Below are 24,525 nucleotides of genomic sequence, written 5' to 3' on the forward strand. Positions count from 1 at the left end.
AGCCTCTGAACCGTCGCGCCACCATCGGCATCAACTTCTAGGACGACTGAAAAGGCCCCGATCCCGCAAGGGATCGGGACCCGATCAGACCGAACTCGAAGACGCTGGAGGCGTCGGGCCCACGTGAAGGGAGACCTTCCGTGAGACCACTTCTCCTATTGATGACCCTGTGATGGACCGCCGGTTTTCTCGTTCAGAAGACCGGCGGTTTCGCGTTTCCGGGGGGCGTTGCCCGAAAGTCTCGCTTCAGGCGTTATGGCCCATACCACGGCCTTTCGAGCCCCTCCATTGAGGCCGAAATGCATGGAATTCGCCCGATGTCGCTGGAAGATTTCGTGAAATTTTGGGCTCGCCACTCGCTTTTTTGGACAAGTCGGTTGATCCGCGTGACGAGGCCAGCGACAAAGGCGGCCATGTCAGAGTTCCGACCCTCTCGTCCGGTCTTCGACGGAGCCGCGCCGCCCCTGGGCGACGGCGGGTCCGGTTCGAAGCGCCGGATCGACGGCAGAGCTTTCAGCAGTTCTTCCTGTCCCCAAGACTTCGCGTGAGCTGGTCCTGACCATGGCGGACGTTCGCATCTCTCCCAGACACGCCTCGGGCGACAAGCGCCAGCCGGCGCCGGTGCGGGCGTCTGCGCGGGTCGTCGAGACTGCGACTTCAGCCGCAGTCGCTGCCGCCTCGCAAACACCACCGGCCCCAGGCGCGCGGCCGCGCCCCGGCCAGTCGCTCGCCGGACGCCGGTTCCTGGTCGTAACCGCGCCGTTCGGTCCGTTCGGTCGAACCCTCGCCGAGCAGTTGACGTCCGAGGGCGCCTCGGTGGCTCGCATGCTGTTCAACGCCGGGGATGCGGCCTACTGGCGCCGTTCCGGGGCCCAGCCCTATACCGGCGACGTGCGCCGCTGGCCCGCCCGGCTGGCCAAGCTGGTGCAGGATCAGGGCCTGACGGATCTGATCGTGTTCGGCGAGGGCGGCCCCTACAATCAGGGCGTTCTTTCCCAGGCCGGGAAGCTCAAGGCCGCCACCGCGCTGGATCCTGACCGTATCCATCCGCTTCGCATCTGGGTGCTGGAGAACGGCTACTTCCGCCCCGACTGGATCACGGTCGAGGAGAACGGCGTCAACGCCTCTTCCGGACTGCCCCGGGATCGCAAGGCCTACGATCCTCCGATCCCCGAGATGCTGCCGACGCGCCCGGTGGGCAAGATCCTGCCCCACCACGTCATCAACATCAGCCTTTATCACGCCGCCCAGCCACTGGGCCGGCTGGTGTTCCGCCGGTATGTCTATCCCTACACCCAGTCGCCCTGGCTGCAGTTCGTCGGTCATGTCAGACGCTACTTGTCGCTGACCTTCCGTTCCAAGGCCGAGAGTGACGCACAGGTGATCCGTGCACGGGGTCCCTTCTTCCTGGCCTGCCTGCAACGCGAGGGCGACGCCCAACTGCTGCGGTACTCCCACTACGCCGACAACACGGCCTTCCTGGCCGAGGTGCTGTCGTCCTTCGCCAAGAATGCCGATCCCGATACCCGTCTGGTGATCAAGAACCATCCGCTGGACCCCGGTCTGGTCGATCTGGCGCGGATGACCCATGTGCTGGCGGTCGAGCGCGGCATCGCTGACCGGGTCGATTTCATCGACGGCGGCAACCTGGCGGCCCTGTGCAGGGCCTCATCGGGGATGGTGGTCAACAATTCCTCCGCGGCCCTGTCGGCCCTCGGTTTCTCCACGCCGGTCAAGGTGCTCGGCGAGGCGTTCTTCGACATCGAGGGCCTGACGGATCAGCAGTCCATCGACGGCTTCTGGACCAATCCATCGCCGCCCGAGGATGACCTGTACAAGCGCTTCAAGGCCCATGTGATCAACCGCACCCAGGTCAACGGCAACTATCACGAGCCCAAGGCGCTGAAGCCTACAGCCAAGGCCCTCGCACGCCGGTTCGCGGCGGCGCGCTGATCCTGCGGTCCGGAACCGCAAACAGGACCGCATCGCCGATCCGCCAGGGCCGGAAGGCCCGCAACCGCACACCCGATCGACAGGCGTCCTGTATCCGGACGCGTCTTTCCAACGTAGCTGAGGGTGGTCGCCTGATTGCAGGGCGATGTCCGGAGGTTTCCATGTCCCTTCTGTCCCGGTTCGCCGTCATCGCTGCGCTCAGTATTGCGGCCTGTTCCCCCGGAGAGCCCGCCGCGAGCGCCCCGACGCCGCAAAGCGGTCCCGACAGCGGCCGGCGCGAGGTAGCGCTTTTCGCCGGAGGTTGCTTCTGGTCGACCGAATCGAACTTCGAACACATGCCCGGCGTGGTCTCGGCGGTGTCCGGCTTTGCCGGTGGAACCGTGGCCAACCCCAGTTACGATCAGGTCGTCCGGGGCGGCACCGGACACGTCGAGGCGGTCCAGGTCACTTACGATCCGGCGCGGATCAGTTATCGCCAGCTGGTCGATCGGTTCTGGCGTACCATCGATCCGACCGATCCCGACGGCCAGTTCTGTGACCAGGGGGCGTCCTATGCCACCGCCGTCTTCGCGACAGCGGCGCAGCGGCCCATTGCGGAGGCGTCACGAGCGGCGGCCGTTGCGGTCATCGGGCAACGCCGGTTCGTGACTCCCGTCCGGAATGCCGCGCGTTTCTGGCCGGCGGAGGCCTATCACCAGGACTTCGCCCGACTGAATCCTGTGCGATACGGGGGATACAGCCGCTTCTGCGGCCGTGAAGCGCGTCTGCGCGCTGTCTGGGGCAGCTGAGCGGCGCGGAATTCGGGGGTGTGGCGCCGCGGTCACCCCCGGGCGCTGTCACACCAGTGTCACGTGACTGTCGTCGATGGTTCCGAGAGCCGCCGTAGAGGGGGCGAGATTTCGACGTTCGCGGCTCTCTCTGGCCGCCTTCTGACGCGCGCCGGGCGCTGACCCGCACCATCTGGGGATACAAAATGAACTCTCGCACTCGTGCGCTCTGGGCATCTACCGCCCTCGTCAGCGGCATGCTGCTCGCCGGCGCCGCCTCGGCCCAATCGACCGGCACGGACGCCGCCGAGGCCACCACTGTCGAAGAGGTCGTTGTCACCGGCCAGCGTGGTCCGCGCTCGATCTCGGGTGCCGTGGTCGCCCAGACGGTCGACAAGACCCGTTCGACGATCACCCAGGAATACATCAGCCGTCAGCAGCCGGGCCAGTCGATCGTCCAGACGCTGAACAACGTCCCCGGGCTGAACTTCACCAACAACGATCCCTACGGCAACTCGGGCGGCAACATCCGTCTGCGCGGCTTCGACGGCAACCGCGTTTCCCTGACTTTTGACGGTATCCCGCTGAACGACACCGGCAACTACGCGGTGTTCACCAACCAACAGCTGGACTCCGAACTGATCGAGCGCGCCTCGGTCAACCAGGGCACGACCGACGTCGACAGCCCCACCGCATCCGCCACCGGCGGCACCATCTCCTACACCACGGCCCGCCCCTTGGCCGAGCGCAGCGCCCAGATCGTCTCCTCGATCGGCAGCTTCAACTATGGCCGCGTTTTCGGCCGCTTCGACACCGGTGAGTTCGGTCCTTGGGGCACCACCGCCTATCTGGCTGCGTCCTACACGGACTACGATAAGTGGAAGGGTCCGGGATCGCTCGAGAAGAAGCAGTATAACGGGCGTTTGTTCCAAGATCTGGGCGACGGTGACTTCGCCAGCCTGTCCTTCAACTGGAATGAGAACCGCAACAGCTCGTATAATAACTTCACGAACCTCCCGCAGTTCAACCTCGGCCTCCAGCCCGAGAACGACATCGCCTGCTTCCGTCCGGCACCCGTCGCCGGCAGCGTGCAGAACGAAGCCAACCAGGCCACCGCCATCACCTATTTCGGCGGGACCCTGAACAACACGAGCTGCACGAATGACAGCCGGACCCGGATCAACCCGTCCAATACCGGCAACATCCGCGGCCAGTTCAGCTACGGTCTGACCGACAGCCTGCGTCTGACGATCGATCCGTCGTTCCAGTATGTCATGGCCAACGGCGGCGGCTTCACCCTCACGGGCGAGCGCGACGACCGTCTGGACCAGAATGGGCTGAACAACGCCACGGTCACCACGGCCGCCCAGTGCACGGCCGCCGCCATCCTGAACACCGGCACCGACCTGAACGGCGACGGCGACAGCTGCGACAACGTCGCCCTCTACACCCCGTCGAACACCAACACCCGCCGTTACGGCGTCCTCAGCTCGCTGATCTGGGACGTCAATGACAATCACCGTGTCCGGGTGACCTACACGAACGACTACGGCCGCCACCGCCAGACCGGCGAGGCGACCCGCTACAATGCCGATGGTTCGGTGCCGGAAGTGTTCGGCGGCGAAAACACCTGGGGCAATGAAAGCCTGCGCGTCTTCGGCCGCGACGGTTCCTACCTGCGCAGCCGTGACCGCTTCTCGATCGCCCTGTTGAACCAGGTCTCGGCCGAATACCGCGGCCAGTTCTTCGACGACGCCCTGACCGTGAAGCTGGGCGTCCGGGCCCCGTTCTTCACCCGCGAACTGAACCAGTTCTGCTTCTCGCAGAACGGCTCCTCGACCGTTCGCTGCACCACGGAGGCTGTGGCCTCGACCCTGGCCAACGGCAATGTGACCTTCGCCTCGACTGGCACGACCCAGTTCATCCGGCCCTACAGCAAAGAGATCAAGTACGACGCTGTGCTGCCGAACGTCGAGATCGGCTACGCCTTCCTCGACAACCACAGGATCTACGGCAGCTATGCCGAGGGCTTCTCGGCGCCTCGCACGGACAACCTGTATCAGCCGGTCCGGAACGCCTCGGGCGGCCTCGATTTCAGCCAGGTTGAACCGGAAACCACCAAGTCGTACGACCTTGGCTACCGTTACACCTCCTCGCGGCTGATCGCGTCGGCGGCGGCTTGGTACACCACCTACGACAACCGGATCGTCTCCTCGTTCGACAACGATCCGGCCTCGCCGACCTTCAACCTCTCGATCGACCGGAACCTCGGGGAAGTGAAACAGCAGGGCTTCGATGCCTCGGCCGAATGGCTGGTGCTGGACAGCCTCTCGATCTCGGGCTCGGCTTCGTACAACGACAGCGAAGTGCAGACCAATGTGCCGCTGTCGCTTACGACCTTCCTGCCGACCGCCGGCAAGAAGATCGTTGAGACGCCGGAGTGGACCTACACGCTGCGCGCTGCCTGGGACATCACGCCCAACTGGTCCGTCGGCCTTCAGGGCAAATATGTCGACGAGCGGTTCACCACCGACGTCAATGACGAAGTGGCTCCGTCCTATACGGTCGTGGATTTTGACAGCCGCTACGACCTGACGGACACCTTCGGCATCCGCAACGCCTTCGTGCAGTTCAACGTGAGCAACCTGTTCGACGAGGAATATCCGGCCTCGATCTCCTCGGGCAACAACGCCACCACCATCGACGTGGATCCGACCGCTGCGGTCGTGCTCCGCACCGGCCAGCTGCGCACCTTCTCGCTCGGCGCGCCGCGCACGATGGTGCTGACGCTCGGCACCACCTTCTAGGTCACGCCGGACACTCACCGACAGATCAGGGCGGCCCTTCGCGGGGCCGCCCTTTTCTTTTGTCCTGAACCGCCTTTCGCGTCCCGGCATTGAAGTGGGGGGAGGGGGTCGCTATCTGGCGCGGTCCCCTGCTGTTTCAAGGAAGTTTTTCGCCCATGGCCGTCTCGCCGATCCCCGCCGAATGGTCGCCCCACCGGGCGATGTGGGTCGGCTGGCCCAGCCATGAGGAACTGTGGGTCGACAATCTCGCCGAAGCCCAGGCCGAGGTGGAGGCGCTGGTGCTCGCCCTGGCCGGGCCGGGTCGCGAACAGGTCAAGCTGATGATCGGCAACGAAGAGGCTCTGGCGGGCGCCCGGGCGCGCTTCGAGGGCGTGGCCGGCGTGACCGTTGTGCCGGGCCGGTTCGGCGACATCTGGCTGAGGGACACGGGCCCGATCTTTGGCGAAGGTTCGAAGACGGCTGCGACCTTCCGCTTCAACGGCTGGGGCGGCCAGTTCGAGATGGAGTTCGACGATACGGTCGCGGACCAGATCGGCGCACAGGCGGGCGTGCCGCTGAGCCGGAACGACTTCATTCTCGAGGGCGGCGCCCTGGATCACGATGGACAGGGGACGATCCTGACCACGCGCCAGTGCCTGCTGAACCCGAACCGCAACACCGGCTGGACCGAGGCAAGGGCCGAGGCCCTTCTGGGCGAGGCCCTGGGCGCCAACCGTGTCATCTGGCTGGGCGACGGCCTGATGAACGATCATACCGACGGCCACGTCGACAACCTGGCCCGCTTCGTCGCGCCGGGCGTTGTGGCCTGCCCGATCGCCTTCGGAGTGGATGATCCGAATGCAGACGTTTATGACGCCTGCGCCCGCATCCTGTCTGAAGCCGGGTTCGAGGTCGTTCGTATTCCGTCGCCGGGTCGTCTCGAAAACGAGGACGGCGAGCCGATCCCGGCCAGCCACATGAATTTCCTGATCGCCAACGGTGCGGTCGTTGTGCCGACCTATGGCGATGAGACCGCCGCCCGCATGGCCGGGGAGGCTCTTGCCTCGGTCTTCCCGGATCGCGAGATCATCCTGTCGCCGTCAATCAACGTCCTGACGGGCGGCGGATCCTTCCACTGCATCTCCCAGCAAGAGCCCGAATGAGTGCCGAGTGGCGAGTGGCGAGTGGCGAGGTTCACCACTACCGCGATCTCCTTGTCTGGCAGAAGGCGCTCGACTGGGTTGAGCGGGTTTACGCAGCGACGCGGCCCTGGCCGCCTGAAGAGCGGTTCGGCCTGACCAGTCAGTTGCGACGCGCCGCCGTCTCGGTTCCTTCGAATATCGCCGAAGGATGCTCGCGCCGGAGCACCGCTGACTTTCTACGTTTCCTTTCGATCGCTCGAGGGTCTCTGGCGGAAGCGGAAACCCAGCTCATGCTCGGTCGACGTTTGAGCTACCTTGAGGAGGTCCAGCTTGTGCCTTTGCTGGAAGCCGCCGATGAAATCAGCAGGATGTTGGCTGGCCTGATCGCCAAGCTGGAGGACCGTCGCAAATGAGCACTCTCGCCACTCGCCACTCGTCACTCGCCACTCGAACCATCTCCGTCGCTGCTCTACAGACCTCCTACGGCGAGGACATGCAGGCGAACATCGCGAAGACTGCCGATCTCGTGCGCGAGGCGGCGTCGAAGGGCGCGCAGGTGATCCTGCCCTCGGAACTGTTCCAGGGCCCTTATTTCTGCGTCTCGCAGGAAGAGAAGTGGTTCGGTACGGCGTATCCGTGGCGCGAGCATCCGGCGGTGATCGCGATGGCCGATGTGGCGAAGGACCTGGGCGTCGCCATCCCGGTCTCGATCTTCGAGCGCGAGGGGCCGCACTATTTCAACGCGATGGTCATGCTGGACGCCGACGGCTCGCCTCTGGGCGTCTATCGCAAGAGCCACATCCCCGACGGACCCGGCTATCAGGAGAAATACTATTTCCGCCCGGGGGATACGGGCTTCAAGGTCTGGGACACCCGCTTCGGCCGGGTCGGTGTCGGCATCTGCTGGGACCAATGGTATCCGGAAACGGCGCGGGCGATGATGCTGCAGGGCGCCGAGGTGCTGTTCTATCCGACTGCGATCGGGTCAGAGCCGCACGACGCGGAACTGCATACGGCCGAGCCGTGGCGGCGGGCCATGCAGGGCCACGCCGTGTCCAACGTCGTGCCGGTCGTGGGCGCCAACCGGATCGGACACGAGACGGTGACCGAGGTCGGCCAGAGCTTCTACGGCCACTCCTTTATCTCAAACCACCGGGGCGATCTGGTGGAGAGCTTCGGCGCGGACGAGGAGGGTGTGCTGGTGCATAGCTTCGACCTGGACTACCTCGTCCAGCACCGGGCGGCCTGGGGCTTCTTCCGCGACCGGCGGACGGACCTCTACGGCGCCCTGACGGCGCCTCGCCCGGCCTGAACCGTCGATGGCAGCCAGCGCAGCCCGGTTGTGTTGCCGCTGACAATGTTGCCGGTCGCCCGGTCGCGGTCATCCGCACTTGAGCCGAACGGATAGCCGGCGTCGTCGCCGCAGTAGCGTCGGCGGCCTTCGCGCGAGCCGACGACGATCGGGCGGGGAGTCAGCCAGGCCGCGCCCTCGAAGCGGTTGCCGGAGATGACATTGTCCGACGGCGTCTGGTGACGGATCACGCCGTCCTCGCCGCAGTTCCGGTAGAGGAAGACTCCGCCGCGCCCGTTGAGCTGAAATCGATTATCCTCGATGCGATTGCGGGCCGAGCCGTCGACGGCGATCTGTTCCCGGGCAGTGCGTATAGCGAAGGCGACATTCCGGATCACGGCGCCGGCGCTTTCGGCATCCAGATAGATGGCCGTGGAGACCGACTGGCCGCGGAATCCGCCGCCGGTCATGCGGAGACCGGTCACGCCGGGCCCGACATAGAGGGGGATCGACCCCGTGGCGACGAAGGCGACATTGTCGAGCATCAATCCTGTCGGAGCCGCAGCCTGGGTCGCTGCTGTGTGACCGGGCGTGCGGGAGGAGGCGCGCAGGCCGTCGATGTCGCTACGGCCGAGGCCCCAGACGCGCAGGTTGCCGTGGATGGTGCAGCGGGTGATGCGGACGTCGCGCGGGATGCTCCAGCCGCGGCCCTCGCGTCGGGACCAGACGGCGACCGTGGGATCGCGGGTGGTGCTGGGCCGGCCGGGTACGCCGACCGAGCCGCCGCTGCAGTCGAGGCCCGCGCCCGAGGCCTCGGCGCCCTCGAACACGATGTGGCGGCGGACGGCGACGCCCGGCGGCAGGGTCGCGAAACAGGTGAGGTGGACGGCGGGCGTATCGGCTGCGGCCGGTGCGGTGAGGGCGGCGACCTCGGCCGATGAGCAGGGACGGGCGATGACCGGGTCAGGCGCCAACAGGGCGAGCAGGACCACGACGGACATCGGTCGGCCTAGGGCAGGGGCGTTGCGAGGGCGGCACGCTCGGCGGCGCAGGCGGGGCTGGTCAGGCCGGCGGCGCGGGCGCGGGCGACCTCCTCGCGGGCGACCACGGCGTCAGCCTGATAGGCCGGCGTGGCCGCGATCCGCTGGAAGGCGGCCTTCCCGAGTGTCTCGCCCTCCGCGACGTCGGACGGGTAGTGCATGGCGCAGACCATGCGGCTGACGCCGATCTCGTGGCCGATGCGGGCGGCCTCGGTCGCGTGTTCGGGGGCGAGGGCGGCGATCGCCTCGCCATAGGCCGAGCCGACCGTGGCGCTGCCTGAGGGCCAGGACGGGCTGGCGCGTCCTGCGGGAGAAACAACCGTGCAGGCCGGGCGCTCCGGATCGGCGCCGACGGGGCGGGCACGGAAGGCGCGGGCCTTGGCCAGTTCCGCGGCCTCGTTGGCGTCATGCAGGATGCGTTCAAGGATCGATACCAGTCGGGGCGAATCCTCTGCCGTCAGCCGGAAGCCCAGGGCGCAGTCGAAATGTGCGAGGGCCAGGGCTGGACGCAGTTCGGCATGGCGGGTCGCCAGCATCCAGCGGTCTGTGTTCTCCAGCGCCCGCAGTCTGTCGGAGGCAGCGATGTCGGCCAGGTCCCGGGGCGAACCTGCGACGGGGGCCGGCGCTACGGCGTTCGCCAGTGCCTGGATTGCAGCGTGGTCGAGATAGCCGGCGGGATCCATCGCCTGCCGGGCGTGGGCCGGGGCCGCGATGGCGCAGACCGCTGCGAGGATCATCGCGGCGTGTCTCAATGCCCGGCGCTCCAGGTGAGCTGGACCGATGTCGGGCCGTCTTCCGTGGCCGAAGCGACGACCTGGAAACTGGCTCCGGTGTCGGTGCTGGCGGCACCGTAGGCTCTGGCCTCGCCCTGGTTCATGGCCATGGCGGTCGTGAGGCCGGCGGCTTCTGCGCGGGCGCGGTGGAAGGCGATGACCGCGTCGGGGTCCGCGTCGGTCGTGTAGGTGACGACCCCGCCTGGACCGGCGGGTCCGGAGGCTGTGACAGCAGGCGCGTCAGGGACTCCGCCGGGATACAGGACGGTGAAGGACGGCGCGTCGGGGGCTGCCGGGGACCCCCCGGCCGGAGCCGGCGGCGCAGCGGTCGGGGTCGACGCAGGGACGGTCGGCGGGGCTGCTTCCGCTGATGCGACGGGTTCCGGAACCTCGGCGGCAGCGGAGTTCTCGGCCTTGGGGTCGCAGGCCGCAACAAGAGCGGCTGCGCACGAGAGCGCGATAACCGCCAGGATACGCTTCATTCCGTGTCGTCCCTCAGACCTGTTCTTGTCCCACCGTGGCCTATCGTTGGGGCGGCAGCAAGGCAGTCAACCGGTCGCGGCGTCTGCTCCCATGGCACGCGGACCTGCGCCGGGATCGGCATCCACTTCGCCCGGGGCGACACCGGTGTTCCCGACGGTTTTCGGTTCTACCCCCGGCGGGGACCGGACCCCGGCGGTCCCACGGCCCTGATCGGCCATGATCCGGTCCACGGCGGCCTGATCGGGATCGTCGTCCGAACCGGTCGCCGCGCCGCCCTGAAGCGAGCCCGCACGGGTATCCGACCCGACGCCGGAACCGGTCAGAGCCTCGGCCAGGGCGTCAGGCGTTCGACCGAGATCGGGCCGTTCGCCCATGTCTTCGGCTTCGACGGCTTCGGGAGACTGGGGCCTCGCTTCGGTCATGGCGGCTCTTTCGTTCGGTGACGGATGAAGTCCCAGCACGACCGGCAGTTCCAGAGACTGCAACAAAAGATATATCGCCCACTTGCGCGGCTGCTCTAAAGATATATCTTCCCGACATGACGAATGACAAAGGAGTTCACATGTTCGGACATCACAGAATGAAACACGGCTGGCGCGATCAGCGCTGCGGGCCGGAAGGCGAAGGTCGGGGGCGAGGGCACACCGGACGGGGTCGCTTCGGCGGCCCTGGAATGTTTGGCGGACGCGGCGGTCCCGGCCGCCGCATGTTCGGCCCGGGCGACCTGAGGATCGTGGCCCTCGCCCTGATCGAGAAGGAACCGCGACATGGCTACGATCTGATCAAGGCCATCGAGACGATGTTCGGCGGGGCCTATGCGCCGTCACCGGGTGTGGTCTATCCGACCCTGTCGATGCTGGCCGACGAAGGCCTGATCGCCGGGATTGAGGACGCCGCCGGCAAGCGCATCTTCTCGCTGACCGAGGCCGGACAGACCTGGCTGGACGAGAACCGCACCGCGGTCGACGGCGTCATGCAGCGCATGGCCCTGGCGGCCCGGCTGATCTCCGGCGAACAGACGCCGGACGTGGTCAAGGAGGCGCTGCACACGCTGCGCCAGGCCGTGATCATGAAACCCGGCGACTGGTCGGATCCCGAGACGGCGAAGGTCGTCGAAGCCCTGATGAAGGCGGTTCGCGAGATCAGCGGGCAGTAGTTTTCAGGCAGCAAAAAGGGGCCGCGATCGCTCGTGGCCCCTTCGTTGCATCTGCGGTCCAGTCCTACTTGCCGAACAGCTTCGCCCAGCGGCGCTTGTCGCGGTTCTTCCAGGCCCCGCGGTGATAGGCGTCCGAACCGATCAGCGGCACGACCGTGGTCGCCTCGGCGAACACCATCTGTTCGTGGGTGGTCTGGACCTTGCCCCACGACGCCGCTTCTTTCAGCGTCGAGGACGAACAGGCCCCGTCGCGGACGTCGGCGACGGTGATCTGGACCGCATAACGGTGCATCTCGGCCTCGATGCCGAGGATTTCGGCGCAGACGACCGTATCCTGGGCGAAGTTCTTGGGCACGCCGCCGCCGACCATGAACAGGCCGGTGACGCCGGCGGCGATCTTGATGTCGGTCAGTTCGCGGAAGTCCGCGACGGCATCGATCATCAGGTAGGGCTTGCCCTCCGCGATCCGCTCCTTCTGGTGCTTGACCAGACCGAAGCCGGCCGAGGAGTCGACGAAGGCCGGGCAGAAGATCGGCACGCCTTCTTCGTAGGCGGTCTGGATCAGCGATCCGGGCTTCTTCGCATTGCCTTCCGACAGCCATTTGCCCATCTCCCAGATGAACTCGCGGCTGGAATAGGCGCGCGGCTCCAGGGCGTTGCAGATCTCCAGGATCGTGTGATCGCAGTTCTGGAGCTCTTCCTCGTCGATGTAGGTGTCGTAGATCCGGTCGATGTAGTTGTCGCGCAGGACGTTGTCGTCCACCTCGCCGGCGGCCTGGTAGTGTTTGAAGCCCAGGGCCTCAAAGAAATCCATGTCGACGATCGAGGCGCCGGTGGCGACCACGGCGTCGATCATGCCGAACTTCACCATGTCGCGGTACACATGCATGCAGCCGCCGGCCGAGGTCGAGCCGGCCAGGATCAGCCAGGGCGAGCAGTCCTTGTCCTCGATAGCCATCGAGAAGATGTCCGCCGCGCGAGCCGTGTCGCGCGACGAGAAGCTCATCTTGCGCATGGCGTCGACGATCGGGCGGGCGTCGAAGGACGTGATGTCGATGTGCTCGACGACGTTCTGGAGCAGCTCGGCCTTGGTGTTCTTCTGAACGGGTGCGTTCATTGCAAGGGTTTCCCTTTGATTTGAGCGCCCGTCGTCAGGATCAGCAGCGACCCGGACGGAGCGACGGGCTGCTGTGTGTCGTCTAGTCAGAAAACGTGACGAAGGTCAGACCGTTTCGACGGTTGTCCGCTTCATCGCATTGGCCTCGTTCGCCTGTCGAATCCAGCCCGGGATCAGCACCGCGTCGACGACCCACCAGATCGTCATCGGTATCCCAAGGTAGGGACCGAGCATCTCGGTCATGATCCAGGTCACAAACCCCGCCGCCGCCATGCCGAGCGCCGATTTCCAGCGGCCGACGTAGAGGCGGTGTCCGCCGATCCAGCCGAGGAAGAGCCACAGAACATAGCCGATCAGGATTGTGCGGCGTCCGTCCCATTGCTTGACCGAGGGATCCGAAGCCATGAACTCCGCATGAGCCATGTCATGCATCATCTGCTGATGGCTTGGACCTGGAGCGCCGTAGTCGACACTGGGCCCCGGATCGGACGGACCGGACGAGTCGGACATCACACGCTTCCCAAGCTTTGCCTTTCGGGAAGCTGTGGCGCCGACCCGCGCCGTTCACAAGCCTATGTTACTTGCGGCTCTTCCTGCGCTGACCTGCCTTGCCCTTCGGGCGCGACAGACGAACGACCTTGCGGGCCTGCTCTTCCGCCGTGGTGCGCACGGTCGGGATGGAGCGCGGCGCGAGGCCATAGAGCGAGGCCATCGGGGCGTCCTCGACCACGGCGACGTCGTGTTCGCCATAGCCGTTGAAACCCGTCGACATGGCGACACCGTAGGCGCCCAGCATGCCGATCTCGACGAAGTCGCCCTCACGGATGTCGGCCGGCAGCCAGAACGGACCCGGCATATGGTCGATCGAGTCGCAGGTCGGTCCATAGAACTGGAACGGCTTGAGATCGTCCGAAGCCTCGCCGTCCCGGACCAGCTTGGTCGGGAAGGGCCAGCGCGAATGGGTCGCGTCGAACAGGGCACCGTAGGAGCCGTCGTTCAGATACAGGGCGTCGCCCTTGCGCAGATCCACGCGGGCCAGAACCGAAGAGGACTCGGCGACCAAGGCCCGGCCGGGCTCGCACCAGAGCTCGGTCGTTTCCGACACGGGCATCTCGTTGAAGCCGCGATGGATGGCGTCGGCGTATTCGCTCATGTCCGGCGGGACCATGCCCGGATAGACCGAGGGGAAGCCGCCGCCGATGTCGACGATGTCCACGATGACGCCGGCGCGCGAGATGGCGCGACCGACCTGGGCCATGGCGGCCTGATAGGCGGTCGGACGCATGCATTGCGATCCCACGTGGAAGCAGACGCCCATCAGCCCGTCCTTCACCGCCCGGCGAACGGACAGCAGCAGGGCGGGAGCCTGATCGGTCGAGACGCCGAACTTGCCCGAGAGGGAGTAGGCCGCGCCGTCGGCGGACACCGCCATGCGAACGAGCAGATTCAGATCCGTCGCTCCGCCCGTGGCGTCGAGGATCTTCTGCAGCTCGTCCTCGCAGTCGAGCGAGAAGGTGCGGACGCCGTGGTCGAAATACGCCCGGGTGATCGCAGACCGGCTCTTCACCGGGTGCATGAAGGCGATGCGCGCGTCGGGATCGACGGAGCGCACGAGCTCGATCTCGGCGATCGAAGCCGCGTCATAGCCCTTCACGCCGGCGTCTTTCAGAGCCTCAATGACCCAGCGCGAAGGGTTGGCCTTCACGGCGTAAAAGACGTCAGCCTTTAGATTATCCTGGAACCAGCGCGCCGCTACGGAAACCGAACGCGGCCGCACGAGTGCGACGGGACGTTCAGGGGACCGCTCGCGGACCAGGTCCAGGGGAAATGAATACGTGCGCAATTCACGTAAACCCCTGTAATTGTTAAACCCAGCCGGCGTTAGCAGCGCAAACGTATAGACCTACGGGGTCCGCCGGAAGCGGCCATATGGGGTCACACGCCTGTCATGTAAAGCGGTTTTTTTGTGGCCGCCTGCGACTCCTTGTCCGGCCATTTCGCGCCCGCCGAACCTGATTTTCGACTCGACGGCCTCGCCCCTTTCGAGAAGTCGCGATATTCGACTTAAGCTTGGCCTTTAGCGGGTCGAGAGCGGCTGGAAGGGCAGGGCTGTGATGAAGATGCGTTCGTTGGCTGTGGCAGCCCTGACCGGCCTGCTGATGATCGGCGGTTGCGGCAAGAAGGACGAGGCGGTCGCGCCGAGGCTCAATGCGACCCAGCAGGCGGCCGTGGAGCATGCGCCTCCCCCTGGAAAGGCCTTGTCGCCGGGGGGTGTGAACAAGGTGCTGACCGACAGGGGCTTCACGCCCGAGAAGGTCAGGCGCCGGGGATCGACCTATGTCGTCGATGCCGTCGGCAAGACGGGCAACAAGGTCCGCCTCGTGATCGACGGCAAGGCGGGCCAGATCAAGGGCCTCGACGTCATCCGCTGGGCGCCGGGAGCAAAGCGCATCGCCAAGGGCAGTCGGGGAGCCACCTTCGTCAACGACACCTATGAGTTCGGCTACACACTGCCGGATAGCTATTTCGCCGACTGGATCAACTATCAGCCAGCCCAGTGGCAGGTGTGGGAACCCTGGATCGACTACGGCGACGAATATGTCATCGATGACTGGAACGAGGTCTACTACGAAGACTTCGTCGACGAGATTTCTTATGCCGAGTGGGTTGATGCCTACGGCGAAATTCCTGATTGGTCTGATGCAAGCTTCTACGACGACAGCTACTGGGACGCGGCGGTCGAGGAATACTACGCTGCAAACGCCGACGCGTTCGCCGAAGACTACGGCTACGAATACGCTGCCGAGGTCTTCGAGGAAGACTACTACGCCGCCATGGTCGCCGACGAGATGGCGGCGGATCAGGCGGCCCAGGATGAGGTCGACTTCCAGCAGCAGGTCGAGGCGGAACGCGATGTCGCCAACTATGAGGCGGCGGCCGAGGCCGAGTACCAGCAGCAGATCGAGGCGGAGCGCGACGTCGCCAACTATGATGCGGCGGCTGAGGCCGAGTATCAGCAGCAGGTCGAGGCCGAGCGCGACGCGGCGGCCTATGAGAACAGCGGCTATGAAGAGCCTGTCGAGGACAACTCGAACTACTAGGACGCGTCCGGCTTTCAGGAGACGGGCGCCCGCAGTGAGACCGGCCGACGCGCGGGCGTGCTGGACGGACGCGCGGACGTCGTGGCAATAGGGACGGCCGGAGCGTGCGTCGCGTGATCCGGTGCCTGTCCTCCTATTCGCCGTCAGTGAGCTCATGAGTTCATCCGCCGCCAGCCCCGCGCCCGGCCTCGTCATGGCCCGCGACGTGTCCAAGACCTTCGGTTCCCGAAAGGCGCTGGACGGCGTTTCCGTGTCTGTCGCGGCTGGAGAGATGGTTGCCCTGATCGGGCCGTCCGGTTCGGGCAAGTCCACCCTTCTGCGTTCGATCACCGGTTTGCAGACCATCGACGCCGGGGCGGGGACCATCAGCGTCTTCGGCGAGACGGTGCAGAAGAATGGCCGGACCACCGGCTCCGTCCGCGCTGCGCGCCAGAAGCTGGGCATGATCTTCCAGCAGTTCAATCTCGTCGGGCGGCTGAGCCTGTTCTCCAACGTCATGCTGGGCGCCCTCGGGCGTCTCCCGGGCTGGCAGGGTGTCTTCGGGGCCTGGCCGCGAGCCGACAGGGCCCTGGCCATGGCCGCCCTGCACCGGGTCGGAGTCTCCGACTACGCGGCCCAGCGGGCCAACACCCTTTCCGGCGGCCAGCAGCAGCGCGGTGCCATCGCCCGGGCCCTGGTCCAGGGTGCGAAAGGGATTCTGGCCGACGAGCCGGTCGCCTCGCTGGACCCTGTCTCGGCCCGCAAGGTGATGGAGCTGCTGGTCGAGCTGAACAGGCGCGACGGTCTGGGTGTCATCGTCACCCTGCACCAGGTCGACTACGCCATCCGCTATTGCGACCGGGTGATCGCGCTGAAGGCCGGGAAGGTCGTCTATGACGGCCCGTCGACCGGCCTCGACACCAAACAGTTGATCGACATCTACGGTCCCGAGTTCGAGGACGCGTTCTGGGAAACCAAGGCATGACCTTCGCATCCTTCTCCCGCCGGGCCGGTCTGGTCGGCGCCGCCGTGGCCCTGCTCGGCCTCTCGGCCTGCGGCGGCGGTGACGACACCAAGGCCGGCGGTGCGCCAGCCAAGATCACCTTCTCCATCCTGTCGGCGGAAGGCCAGGCCTCGGCCGGGCCGCTGTGGCAGCCGCTGCTTGACGACATGTCCGAGGCGATCGGCGTGCCGGTGGAGCCCTTCTTCGGCTCGAACTACACCGTCCTTGTGGAGGCCATGCGCGGCAACCAGACCCAGGTCGCCTGGTTCTCGGCCAAGCCGGCCGTCGAGGCCATCGACCGGGCCGACGCCGAGGTCATCGCCCGCACAGTCAACAAGGAAGGCTCGGACAGCTATCGCTCGACCCTGATCGTCAAGACGGGTTCGGGCATCACGCTGGATCAGGTCCTGGCCTGCGGCAAGCGCTATGACTTCGGCATCGGCGACGCCCAGTCGACCTCGGGCACGCTGGCCCCGATGGCCTTCCTGTTCAATCCGCGCAACATCGTCCCGGCCCTGTGCTTTTCCACGGTGCGCTCGGCCAACCACCAGGCCAACGCCTTCGCCGTGGCCACCGGCGTGGTCGATGTGGCGACCTCGAACACGGTCAACACCGTCTTCCTGAACCGCCAGAACCCGGCCATCGCGGCCCAGATCACCGAGATCTGGCAGTCGCCGCCGATCCCGGAATCCGGAATCCTGGTGCGTGGCGATCTCGATCCCGCGATCAAGGAAAAGATCCGCAGCTTCTTCCTGACCTACGGCCAGGGCGAGGGCGTCGAGGCCGAGCGTCAACGTCGCGTTCTGGCCGGGCTGGAATACTCCCAGTTCCGGTCGGCCGATGACTCCTATCTGAACCCGATCCGCGAGATGGTCGCCGACCAGAAGCTGCAGGAGGCCCGGGAAAAGGGCGACGCCGCCGGCGTCACCGCCGCCGAGGCCGAGCTGCAGCGCCTGCGCGCCCTGCGTGAGGTCCAGCCTTGACCGACGCTGCCCTTCCGGCCGGCTCCATTCCCAAACCGCCATCGAAGTCGGCGGGCGCCTGGGCCCTCGACATCCTGATCTGGGGCGGCGTGCTGGCGCTGCTGATCTACAGCGTCGGCGACGTCGACCTGGCCAATATCGGCAAGCTGTTCAGCAATGCGGAAAGCACGCGGACGTTCGCCCAGGAGCTGCTGCGTCCCGACTTTACGGATTGGCGCATCTTCGTCGAGAAGATGTGGGAGACGATCCAGATCGCCCTTTGGGGCACGTTCATCGCGGTGTTCGCGGCCGTCCCGATGGGGCTGGCGGCGGCACGTAACGTCTCTCCGATCTGGGTGGTCACGCCGGTCCGCTGGCTGATGAACCTGCTGCGTTCGATTCCTGACCTCGTGATCGGCCTCCTGTTCGTGGTCGCCGTGGGCCTCGGCCCGCTCCCCGGCGTCCTCGCGATCGCGCTGAATACAGCGGGTGTCCTGGCCAAGCTGTTTTCCGAAGCGGTCGAGTCGATCGATAAGGGACCGGTCGAGGGCGTGCGCGCCACCGGCGCCACCAAGCTGCATGAGATCGTCTGGGGCGTGATCCCGCAGGTCGCACCGCTGTGGACCTCATTCGCCCTGTACCGGTTCGAATCCAACAGCCGTTCGGCGACGGTCCTGGGGCTGATCGGCGCGGGCGGTATCGGCCAGGTCCTGTTCGACCGGATGAACGCCTTCGACTTCCGTGACGTGTCGGCGATCGTGGTTGTGGTCGTCATCGCCGTGACCCTGATCGACATGCTGTCACAGGCCATGCGCAAACGTCTGCTTTAAGCGTCGCAGATTCGCCTTCGTCGAGAGACCGTCTGATGTCGTCCAACCTGTCTCGCCGGCTTTTCGTTGCCGGAACCGCCGTCATGGCCCTGACGGTCGCCGCCTGTGGTGAGGGCGGCGGTCAGAGAAACGGCATCTGGGCGGCCGGGTCCTCGACCGTCTTCCCGTTCGCGACGCGGGTGGCCGAGAATTTCGGCCGCAACAATCCGGAAGGCGCCCCGCCGCGGGTCGAGGCCCTGGGCACCGGCGGCGGAATCCAGGCTTTCTGCCAGGGCGTCGGCCCCTCGACCCCGGACATCGCCAACGCATCGCGGCAGATGAAACAGTCCGAGTTCGACAAATGCGCCGAGAACGGCGTCACCGAGATCGTCGAGCTGAAGATCGGCTATGACGGCATCGTCGTCGCCACGGCACGCAACGGCAACAGCTTCGACTTCCAGCTCAATGACCTCTATGAAGGCCTGGCCAAGGAAGCGCCCGGTCCGAACGGGACCTTCGTGCCCAATCCGGCCCGGACCTGGTCCGACATCAATCCGGCCCTGCCGAACCAGCGGATCCAGGTCTACGGCCCGCCGCCGACCTCAGGCACGCGCGACGCCTTCCTGGAGCTGGGCATGACGCCGGGCGCCAAGCTGATTCCGGCCGTCGCCGCGGTCGAGGACCAGGACAAGGACCGGTTCGAGGCCCTGGCCCACACGGTGCGCGAGGACGGCGCCTGGGTCGACTCGGGCGAGAACGACAACGCCATCCTGCAGACCCTGACCCGGACGCCGGGTTCGCTGGGCGTGTTCGGCTTCTCGTTCCTGGAGCAGAACCTCGACACGGTGAAGGCCGAGACGATCGACGGCGTCTATCCGACGCCGGAGAGCATCGCCAACGGGACCTATCCGCTGGCCCGCAGCCTCTACATCTATGTGAAAAAGGCCCACATCGGGGTGACGCCGGGTCTGCAGGAGTTCCTGATCGAGTTCACGTCCGAGGCGGCCGTGGGACAGGGCGGCTATCTGCAGGACCGCGGTCTGGTGCCCCTTCCGGAGGCCGAGCTGGTGCAGCAACGCGCCATCGCCACGGCGCTCACGCCGATGGCGCGGCCGGAGTAGTCAAACTAACCGGACTCCGGGACACGGAGTCCAGATAGTCCTTAGAGTCCCAAGCGGCGTTCCCTCCGCGACGATGTCAAAGACCGGCCCGCAGGATACCACGGCCCGGACTCATGGTGGGTATAGAGCCCGGCCGGCGAGGAATAGTCTTTGAAAACCGTCGTGTGCGCGGTCGCAGGATGATGGATCAGCGGCCGATCAGGCCGCGGCGCGGCGCCGGACGCGGGCGATGCGACGAAGGCGGCGCCAGAATCGACCCCGTTCGGGCTCCGGATAGGGCTCCAGGTTCTGGACGAACTGCTCGGCCGAGGCGCGCCAGCTGAATTTCTCGGCATAGGCGCGGGTCGCGGCGCGATCGCACTTGAGCGCCTCGAGACAGGCGGTCCGCAGGTCCTCATCGATCGCGCCGGCGTTCGAGCCTGGAACGAGGTCGATGGGGCCATGGGCGGGGTAGGCGGCGACCGGCGTACCGGTGGCCATGGCCTCCAGAATCACCAGGCCGAAGGTATCGGTCCAGCTGGGGAAGACGAAGACGTCGGCGTCGCGGAAGCATCGCGCCAGTTCCTCGCCGAAGCGGGCGCCGAGGAATTTCGCCTCGGGGTATTTGGCCTGGAGCTCGGCGCGGGCCGGTCCGTCCCCGACCACGATCTTGGTGCCCGGCAGGTCGGTTTCGAGGAAGGCCTCGATATTCTTCTCGACGGCCACCCGTCCGACGTTCAGCCAGTAGGGGCGGGGCCAGTCCTTGCCGCCGAGATCCTGGAAGATGCGCTCCAGATCGGGCCGGAACTGCTCGGTGTCGACGCCCCGCGTCCACGGCGAGATGTTCTTGAAGCCGTGCTCCTCCAGTTCCTTCTTCAGCGTCGGGGTGGCGACCATCAGTCGGCCTGACGGCTTGTGGAACCATTTCATATAGGCGTAGCCGACCTGGACCGGGACCGGGAAGCGCGCCGAAATATATTCAGGGAATTTCGTGTGATAGCTGGTCGTGAACGGCAGCTTCCACTCCACGCAGATGCGGCGGGTGGCGATGCCGATGGGGCCTTCGGTGGCGATGTGGACGGCGTCCGGTTCGAGGGCGCGCAGACGTTCGCGAATCTCTTCCTCGGCGCCGAGAGCCAGGCGAATCTCGGGGTAGGTCGGCGCCGCAATGGTGCGGAACTGACTGGGTTCGATGACGTCCACCTCGTGACCCATGGCGCGGCATTCCGCGACGGTGCGGGTCAGGGTGCGGACGACGCCGTTGACCTGGGGCTCCCAGGCGTCAGTGGCCAGAACGATGCGCATAGAGGGCGAAGGACCCCGCCGGTTGATCGGTCTGAAGCTCTAGCGCCTCATGCGGCGGTTGGCGAGATGAGTCCGTGCCAAGCTATCGGCTAACCTCGGGTTCGACGAACCGTGCCCTTCCCATGGGCGACTCCAGAGTCGCTTCCTTACCTGTCCAATGCAGCGTGGCATGGCCGGCCGGCGACTTGCCATTGCCGCTGTAGGAAAGGTGATTGAGCCGCATCATTCTCTCAGCGTCGTCTTCGCGACAGGGACGCAGCGTCTCATACGCAAGCATCTGACCCGAGTTCTCGATCCAGCCTCCGGCGACGCATCCTGTCGCAAGGGAATAGCGATGAGCGCCCGGATCCTCTGATCGTGCAGTTTCGATATCGAGGCGAATTCCCGAGCTGCCGACCGCCACACCGTCCAACTCGACCAGATATCCGGTCCAGACAATTTCGGGCGGGCCAGCCTTGGGCGAACTGCCAAGATTGACGCTGCAACCAGCCAGCAGAGCGCTGACGGTGGCGAACGTGACAGCTAACTGGAGGGCTCTCATGGCAAGGTCCTTTTCATGCTGCTCAACCCTCCCGTTCCGCCGTGGAAGGGTTTAAGACGCCGCCCATGAACGCACACGTCGCACCCTCCGTCACTCTGTCGCAAGACTGGGACACGCTGGATCACGGCAAGTTCGCCGACGAACCCTCGACCGTCCGGGCCTTGCTGGCCGCCTCGCCCCTCGACGCGGCCGCCCGACGAGCCGTGGTGGACGAGGCCGTCCGACTGGTCGAGCACGCCCGCCGGAGCCAGAAAAAACAAGGGGTGGTCGAAAGCTTCCTGCAGGAATTCAGCCTCGGCACCCGCGAGGGGCTGGCCCTGATGTGTCTCGCCGAGGCACTGCTGCGCACGCCGGACGAGGACACCCGCGATCGTCTGATCGCCGAGAAGATCGGATCCGCCGACTGGGCGTCGCATCTGGGGCAGTCGGACAGTCTGTTCGTCAATGCCTCGACCTGGGGCCTGATGCTGACGGGCAAGCTGGTCGACGCCGATGAACAGGCCAAGACCGACCTGCCGGGCTTCCTGACCCGCGTCGCCGGCCGTCTGGGCGAGCCGGTGATCCGACAGGCCGTGGCCGCCGCCGTCCGGATCATGGGCGAGCAGTTCGTGGTCGGCCGCACCATCGAGGCGGCGCTGAAGCGGTCGAACCGCGAGGGCTGGCTGTGCAGTTTCGACATGCTGGGCGAGGGCGCCCGCACCGCCGCGGACGCCGAGCGGTATGAGAAGATCTACGCCGACGCGATCACGGCCGTCGGCAAGACCGCCAAGGGGCAGGGGCCCGAGGTCGGGCACGGGGTTTCGGTCAAGCTGTCGGCCCTGTCGCCGCGTTATGAGGCCACTCACGAGGGCCGCGTCTGGGACGAGCTCTATCCGCGCATCAAGCGGCTGGCCCTGATCGCGGCGAAGGCCGACATCAACTTCACCATGGACGCCGAGGAGGCGGACCGTCTGGCCCTGTCGCTGAAGCTGCTGGACCGGCTGGCGCACGAGCCCGAACTGGGCGACTGGAAGGGTCTGGGCCTCGCGGTGCAGGCCTATCAGAAGCGCGGCCCGGAGGCGATCGCGCGGATCGCCGAACTGGCGCGGACCTCGAAGCGTCGGCTGATGGTGCGTCTGGTCAAGGGCGCCTACTGGGACACCGAGATCAAGCGGGCCCAGGTCATGGGCCGGACCGACTATCCGGTGTTCACGACCAAGGCGGCGACGGACCTCAACTATCTGGTCTGCGCCCAGGCGATGATCGACGCCGCGCCGCATCTCTACGCCCAGTTCGCCACCCACAACGCCCATTCGCTGGCCGCCGTGCACGACATGGCCCGGGAGGCCGGGGTCAAGATCGAGTTCCAGCGGCTGCATGGCATGGGCGAGGCCCTGTACGACGCAGCCGCCGAGACCTTCGGAGCCGTCACCGTGCGCGCCTATGCCCCCGTCGGCGGGCATGAGGACCTGCTGCCCTATCTGGTCCGCCGCCTGCTGGAGAACGGGGCCAACTCGTCCTTCGTCCACGCCCTGCTGGACGAGCGGGTGCCGGCCTCGGCCGTCGCCGCAGACCCCATCGCCGCGGTCGAGGCCCACGCCGACCGCCACGCCAAGATCCCCACGCCCAAGGACATGTACATGGACCGCCAGAACTCGCTCGGCCGCGACTATTCGCAGAAGGCCGACCGCGAGCGGCACGCCGCCGCCCTGCAGAAGGTCGATGCGGAAAAGCTGACCTCGGGCCCCATCGTCGGCGGCAGGCTGATGGCCGGGACGAACGCCCAGGCCGTGACCAACCCCTACGATCGCTCCCAGGTGCTGGGCCATGTGTCCGAGGCTTCGACGCAGGACATCGACAACGCGGCCCATGCGGCGGCGAATGCGCAGATCGTCTGGGACCGGGCGGGCGGCTCCCGCCGGGCGCCGGTGCTGCGGGCCATGGCCGATTCGCTGGAAGCCGACATGGACCGGCTGGTCGCCTTGCTGTCGCGGGAAGCAGGCAAGACGCTGAACGACGGTGTGGCCGAGGTGCGCGAGGCCGCAGACTTCTGCCGCTACTACGCCATGCTGGCCGAGAAGGATTTCGGCGGACCCCAGGTGCTGAACGGGCCGGTGGGTGAGACCAACCGGCTGGTCCTGCACGGCCGCGGCGTCTTCGCCTGCATCAGCCCGTGGAACTTCCCCCTGGCCATCTTCACCGGCCAGATCGCCGCGGCCCTGGCGGCCGGCAATGCGGTGCTGGCCAAGCCGGCGGAACAGACGCCCCTGATCGCGGCCGAGGCCGTGCGCCTCTATCACAAGGCCGGGCTGAACCCGGATCTGCTGGCCCTGGTCCCCGGACGCGGCGAGACGGTGGGCGCGGCCCTGGTCTCCCATCCCGGGATCGACGGCGTGGCCTTCACCGGCGGCACCGACACGGCGGCGGCGATCAACCGCGCCATCGCCGCCCGCCCCGGCCCGATCCTGCCCTTCATCGCCGAGACGGGCGGGCTGAACGGCATGTTCGTGGACACCACGGCCTTGCGCGAACAGGTCATCGACGATGTGATTTCGTCCGCCTTCGGCTCGGCCGGCCAGCGCTGTTCGGCCCTGCGCGTCCTCTATGCGCCGAAGGACTCGGCCGACAGCCTGATCGAGGGGCTCAAGGGCGCCCTGGCGGCCCAGGTCCTGGGCGATCCGTCGGACCCGGCCTCCGACATCGGACCGGTGATCGACACGGAGAGCCGCCAGGCGCTCGAGGCCCACGTCGAACGTCTGGGCAAGGATGCGAAGATCATCGCCCGCGCCATGATGCCGGAAGGCTCGGAGCGCGGCGACCTGTTCGCCCCGACCATCGCCGAGATTCCGACCCCGGACTATCTCGAACGCGAGGTGTTCGGTCCGATCCTGCATGTCTATCGTTATGACCCCGCCGACCTGAAGTCTGTGGCCGGCAAGCTGGCGGCGCGGGGCTATGGCCTGACCCTGGGCGTGCACTCGAGGATCGAGGCCTTCGCCGAGGAGGTCATCGCACTGGTCCCGGCAGGGAACGTCTATATCAACCGGGGCGTCACCGGCGCCGTGGTCGGGGTCCAGCCGTTCGGCGGCGAGGGCCTGTCGGGCACCGGTCCCAAGGCGGGCGGGCCGAACAGCCTGATCCGCTATGCGTCGGAAAAAGCGATCTCGAACAACATTTCGGCCCAGGGCGGAGACCCGGCGCTGCTGAACCTGTAAGCGACAGGTCGAGGGTGCGGTCG

Annotated in this window: 22 protein-coding genes; 13 read left to right on the top strand and 9 right to left on the bottom strand. The window is 66.5% G+C overall.

What is annotated here, in order from left to right; translation table 11 throughout:
* Positions 1–561: 561 nt before the first annotated feature.
* The 6 genes from Q0044_RS11725 (at position 562) to aguB (ending at position 7,960) form a co-directional block, all read left to right on the top strand.
* The gene (locus tag Q0044_RS11725; RefSeq protein WP_298162417.1) at positions 562–1,953 is read left to right on the top strand and encodes a capsular biosynthesis protein; all 1,392 of its coding nucleotides are present in this window, start codon (positions 562–564) and stop codon (positions 1,951–1,953) included.
* Positions 1,954–2,114: 161 nt separating this feature from the next.
* The gene (msrA, locus tag Q0044_RS11730) at positions 2,115–2,741 is read left to right on the top strand and encodes a peptide-methionine (S)-S-oxide reductase MsrA (protein ID WP_298162418.1); all 627 of its coding nucleotides are present in this window, start codon (positions 2,115–2,117) and stop codon (positions 2,739–2,741) included.
* 185 nt (positions 2,742–2,926) lie between these two features.
* Positions 2,927–5,527, top strand: a complete 2,601-nt coding sequence (locus tag Q0044_RS11735; protein WP_298162419.1) for a TonB-dependent receptor — start codon at positions 2,927–2,929, stop codon at positions 5,525–5,527.
* Between the two features lie 155 nt (positions 5,528–5,682).
* The gene (locus Q0044_RS11740) at positions 5,683–6,669 is read left to right on the top strand and encodes an agmatine deiminase family protein (protein WP_298162420.1); all 987 of its coding nucleotides are present in this window, start codon (positions 5,683–5,685) and stop codon (positions 6,667–6,669) included.
* Positions 6,666–7,061, top strand: a complete 396-nt coding sequence (locus Q0044_RS11745) for a four helix bundle protein (RefSeq protein WP_298162421.1) — start codon at positions 6,666–6,668, stop codon at positions 7,059–7,061. Before Q0044_RS11740 ends, Q0044_RS11745 begins: the two co-directional genes overlap by 4 nt.
* Entirely contained in the window at positions 7,058–7,960 is a 903-nt protein-coding gene (gene aguB / locus Q0044_RS11750; protein WP_298162423.1) for an N-carbamoylputrescine amidase, read from the top strand. The genes Q0044_RS11745 and aguB overlap by 4 nt, the downstream gene beginning before the upstream one ends.
* On the opposite strand, the gene Q0044_RS11755 is transcribed toward aguB, so the two are convergent.
* The 4 genes from Q0044_RS11755 to Q0044_RS11770 all read right to left on the bottom strand — a co-directional run bounded on the left by Q0044_RS11755 (position 7,927) and on the right by Q0044_RS11770 (position 10,657).
* Positions 7,927–8,940: a right-handed parallel beta-helix repeat-containing protein gene (locus Q0044_RS11755; RefSeq protein ID WP_298162425.1), complete on the bottom strand. Its 1,014-nt coding sequence runs from the start codon at positions 8,938–8,940 to the stop codon at positions 7,927–7,929. The two genes, aguB and Q0044_RS11755, sit on opposite strands and share 34 nt — an antisense overlap.
* Before the next feature lie 8 nt (positions 8,941–8,948).
* The gene (locus Q0044_RS11760; RefSeq protein ID WP_298162426.1) at positions 8,949–9,716 is read right to left on the bottom strand and encodes a phosphatase PAP2 family protein; all 768 of its coding nucleotides are present in this window, start codon (positions 9,714–9,716) and stop codon (positions 8,949–8,951) included.
* Positions 9,717–9,727: 11 nt separating this feature from the next.
* Positions 9,728–10,234, bottom strand: a complete 507-nt coding sequence (locus Q0044_RS11765) for a hypothetical protein (protein WP_298162428.1) — start codon at positions 10,232–10,234, stop codon at positions 9,728–9,730.
* A gap of 66 nt (positions 10,235–10,300) precedes the next feature.
* Positions 10,301–10,657 (bottom strand): ribonuclease, encoded by a 357-nt coding sequence (locus Q0044_RS11770; protein ID WP_298162429.1) that lies wholly within the window; start codon positions 10,655–10,657, stop codon positions 10,301–10,303.
* Between the two features lie 251 nt (positions 10,658–10,908).
* Here Q0044_RS11770 and Q0044_RS11775 point away from each other — a divergent pair, with 251 nt between their 5' ends.
* Positions 10,909–11,391 (top strand): PadR family transcriptional regulator, encoded by a 483-nt coding sequence (locus Q0044_RS11775; protein ID WP_298162431.1) that lies wholly within the window; start codon positions 10,909–10,911, stop codon positions 11,389–11,391.
* Between the two features lie 64 nt (positions 11,392–11,455).
* Here Q0044_RS11775 and Q0044_RS11780 read toward each other — a convergent pair whose 3' ends face one another.
* The 3 genes from Q0044_RS11780 to Q0044_RS11790 form a co-directional block, all read right to left on the bottom strand.
* Positions 11,456–12,508, bottom strand: coding sequence for a 1,9-bis(guanidino)-5-aza-nonane synthase (locus tag Q0044_RS11780; RefSeq protein WP_298162434.1), 1,053 nt, complete (start codon positions 12,506–12,508; stop codon positions 11,456–11,458).
* A 105-nt stretch (positions 12,509–12,613) separates the two neighbouring features.
* Positions 12,614–13,018 carry a TM2 domain-containing protein gene (locus Q0044_RS11785; RefSeq protein WP_298162436.1) on the bottom strand — a complete coding sequence of 135 codons (405 nt, stop codon included), beginning with the start codon at positions 13,016–13,018 and terminating at the stop codon, positions 12,614–12,616.
* A gap of 67 nt (positions 13,019–13,085) precedes the next feature.
* Complete coding sequence (locus Q0044_RS11790) at positions 13,086–14,351, bottom strand: type III PLP-dependent enzyme (RefSeq protein ID WP_298162438.1); 1,266 nt, start codon at positions 14,349–14,351, stop codon at positions 13,086–13,088.
* Between the two features lie 271 nt (positions 14,352–14,622).
* On the opposite strand from Q0044_RS11790, the gene Q0044_RS11795 reads away from it, so the two are divergent.
* The 5 genes from Q0044_RS11795 (at position 14,623) to Q0044_RS11815 (ending at position 19,483) form a co-directional block, all read left to right on the top strand.
* On the top strand, positions 14,623–15,609 hold the full coding sequence (locus Q0044_RS11795; RefSeq protein ID WP_298162439.1) for a hypothetical protein: 987 nt from the start codon (positions 14,623–14,625) through the stop codon (positions 15,607–15,609).
* A 154-nt stretch (positions 15,610–15,763) separates the two neighbouring features.
* Positions 15,764–16,573 carry a phosphonate ABC transporter ATP-binding protein gene (gene phnC / locus Q0044_RS11800; protein WP_298162440.1) on the top strand — a complete coding sequence of 270 codons (810 nt, stop codon included), beginning with the start codon at positions 15,764–15,766 and terminating at the stop codon, positions 16,571–16,573.
* Positions 16,570–17,574, top strand: a complete 1,005-nt coding sequence (phnD, locus tag Q0044_RS11805) for a phosphate/phosphite/phosphonate ABC transporter substrate-binding protein (protein WP_298162441.1) — start codon at positions 16,570–16,572, stop codon at positions 17,572–17,574. The genes phnC and phnD overlap by 4 nt, the downstream gene beginning before the upstream one ends.
* Positions 17,571–18,383 carry a phosphonate ABC transporter, permease protein PhnE gene (gene phnE / locus Q0044_RS11810; protein WP_298162442.1) on the top strand — a complete coding sequence of 271 codons (813 nt, stop codon included), beginning with the start codon at positions 17,571–17,573 and terminating at the stop codon, positions 18,381–18,383. Before phnD ends, phnE begins: the two co-directional genes overlap by 4 nt.
* A gap of 35 nt (positions 18,384–18,418) precedes the next feature.
* Positions 18,419–19,483, top strand: coding sequence for a substrate-binding domain-containing protein (locus Q0044_RS11815; protein ID WP_298162443.1), 1,065 nt, complete (start codon positions 18,419–18,421; stop codon positions 19,481–19,483).
* 198 nt (positions 19,484–19,681) lie between these two features.
* Here the strand turns inward: Q0044_RS11815 and Q0044_RS11820 are convergent, their stop codons facing one another.
* The gene (locus Q0044_RS11820) at positions 19,682–20,767 is read right to left on the bottom strand and encodes a glycosyltransferase family 4 protein (protein WP_298162446.1); all 1,086 of its coding nucleotides are present in this window, start codon (positions 20,765–20,767) and stop codon (positions 19,682–19,684) included.
* 82 nt (positions 20,768–20,849) lie between these two features.
* Entirely contained in the window at positions 20,850–21,308 is a 459-nt protein-coding gene (locus tag Q0044_RS11825) for a hypothetical protein (RefSeq protein WP_298162448.1), read from the bottom strand.
* A 65-nt stretch (positions 21,309–21,373) separates the two neighbouring features.
* Here Q0044_RS11825 and putA point away from each other — a divergent pair, with 65 nt between their 5' ends.
* A complete protein-coding gene (gene putA / locus Q0044_RS11830; protein ID WP_298162450.1) occupies positions 21,374–24,502 on the top strand; it encodes a bifunctional proline dehydrogenase/L-glutamate gamma-semialdehyde dehydrogenase PutA in 3,129 nt (1,042 codons plus the stop codon).
* Positions 24,503–24,525: the final 23 nt, after the last annotated feature.

Origin of the sequence: Brevundimonas sp., from assembly GCF_027484365.1 — a bacterium.
In the GTDB taxonomy this organism is placed as follows: Bacteria; Pseudomonadota; Alphaproteobacteria; order Caulobacterales; family Caulobacteraceae; genus Brevundimonas.

Coding starts and splice junctions, on each gene's coding strand:
- phnD (WP_298162441.1), top strand. CDS start 16,570: ATGACCTTCGCATCCTTCTCCCGCCGGGCCGGTCTGGTCGGCGCCGCC.
- Q0044_RS11820 (WP_298162446.1), bottom strand. CDS start 20,767: ATGCGCATCGTTCTGGCCACTGACGCCTGGGAGCCCCAGGTCAACGGC.
- Q0044_RS11825 (WP_298162448.1), bottom strand. CDS start 21,308: ATGAGAGCCCTCCAGTTAGCTGTCACGTTCGCCACCGTCAGCGCTCTG.
- Q0044_RS11760 (WP_298162426.1), bottom strand. CDS start 9,716: ATGATCCTCGCAGCGGTCTGCGCCATCGCGGCCCCGGCCCACGCCCGG.
- Q0044_RS11725 (WP_298162417.1), top strand. CDS start 562: ATGGCGGACGTTCGCATCTCTCCCAGACACGCCTCGGGCGACAAGCGC.
- Q0044_RS11780 (WP_298162434.1), bottom strand. CDS start 12,508: ATGAACGCACCCGTTCAGAAGAACACCAAGGCCGAGCTGCTCCAGAAC.
- putA (WP_298162450.1), top strand. CDS start 21,374: ATGAACGCACACGTCGCACCCTCCGTCACTCTGTCGCAAGACTGGGAC.
- Q0044_RS11775 (WP_298162431.1), top strand. CDS start 10,909: ATGTTTGGCGGACGCGGCGGTCCCGGCCGCCGCATGTTCGGCCCGGGC.
- Q0044_RS11770 (WP_298162429.1), bottom strand. CDS start 10,657: ATGACCGAAGCGAGGCCCCAGTCTCCCGAAGCCGTCGAAGCCGAAGAC.
- Q0044_RS11745 (WP_298162421.1), top strand. CDS start 6,666: ATGAGTGCCGAGTGGCGAGTGGCGAGTGGCGAGGTTCACCACTACCGC.
- Q0044_RS11735 (WP_298162419.1), top strand. CDS start 2,927: ATGAACTCTCGCACTCGTGCGCTCTGGGCATCTACCGCCCTCGTCAGC.
- msrA (WP_298162418.1), top strand. CDS start 2,115: ATGTCCCTTCTGTCCCGGTTCGCCGTCATCGCTGCGCTCAGTATTGCG.
- Q0044_RS11755 (WP_298162425.1), bottom strand. CDS start 8,940: ATGTCCGTCGTGGTCCTGCTCGCCCTGTTGGCGCCTGACCCGGTCATC.
- aguB (WP_298162423.1), top strand. CDS start 7,058: ATGAGCACTCTCGCCACTCGCCACTCGTCACTCGCCACTCGAACCATC.
- Q0044_RS11815 (WP_298162443.1), top strand. CDS start 18,419: ATGTCGTCCAACCTGTCTCGCCGGCTTTTCGTTGCCGGAACCGCCGTC.
- Q0044_RS11795 (WP_298162439.1), top strand. CDS start 14,623: ATGAAGATGCGTTCGTTGGCTGTGGCAGCCCTGACCGGCCTGCTGATG.
- Q0044_RS11765 (WP_298162428.1), bottom strand. CDS start 10,234: ATGAAGCGTATCCTGGCGGTTATCGCGCTCTCGTGCGCAGCCGCTCTT.
- Q0044_RS11785 (WP_298162436.1), bottom strand. CDS start 13,018: ATGTCCGACTCGTCCGGTCCGTCCGATCCGGGGCCCAGTGTCGACTAC.
- phnC (WP_298162440.1), top strand. CDS start 15,764: ATGAGTTCATCCGCCGCCAGCCCCGCGCCCGGCCTCGTCATGGCCCGC.
- Q0044_RS11740 (WP_298162420.1), top strand. CDS start 5,683: ATGGCCGTCTCGCCGATCCCCGCCGAATGGTCGCCCCACCGGGCGATG.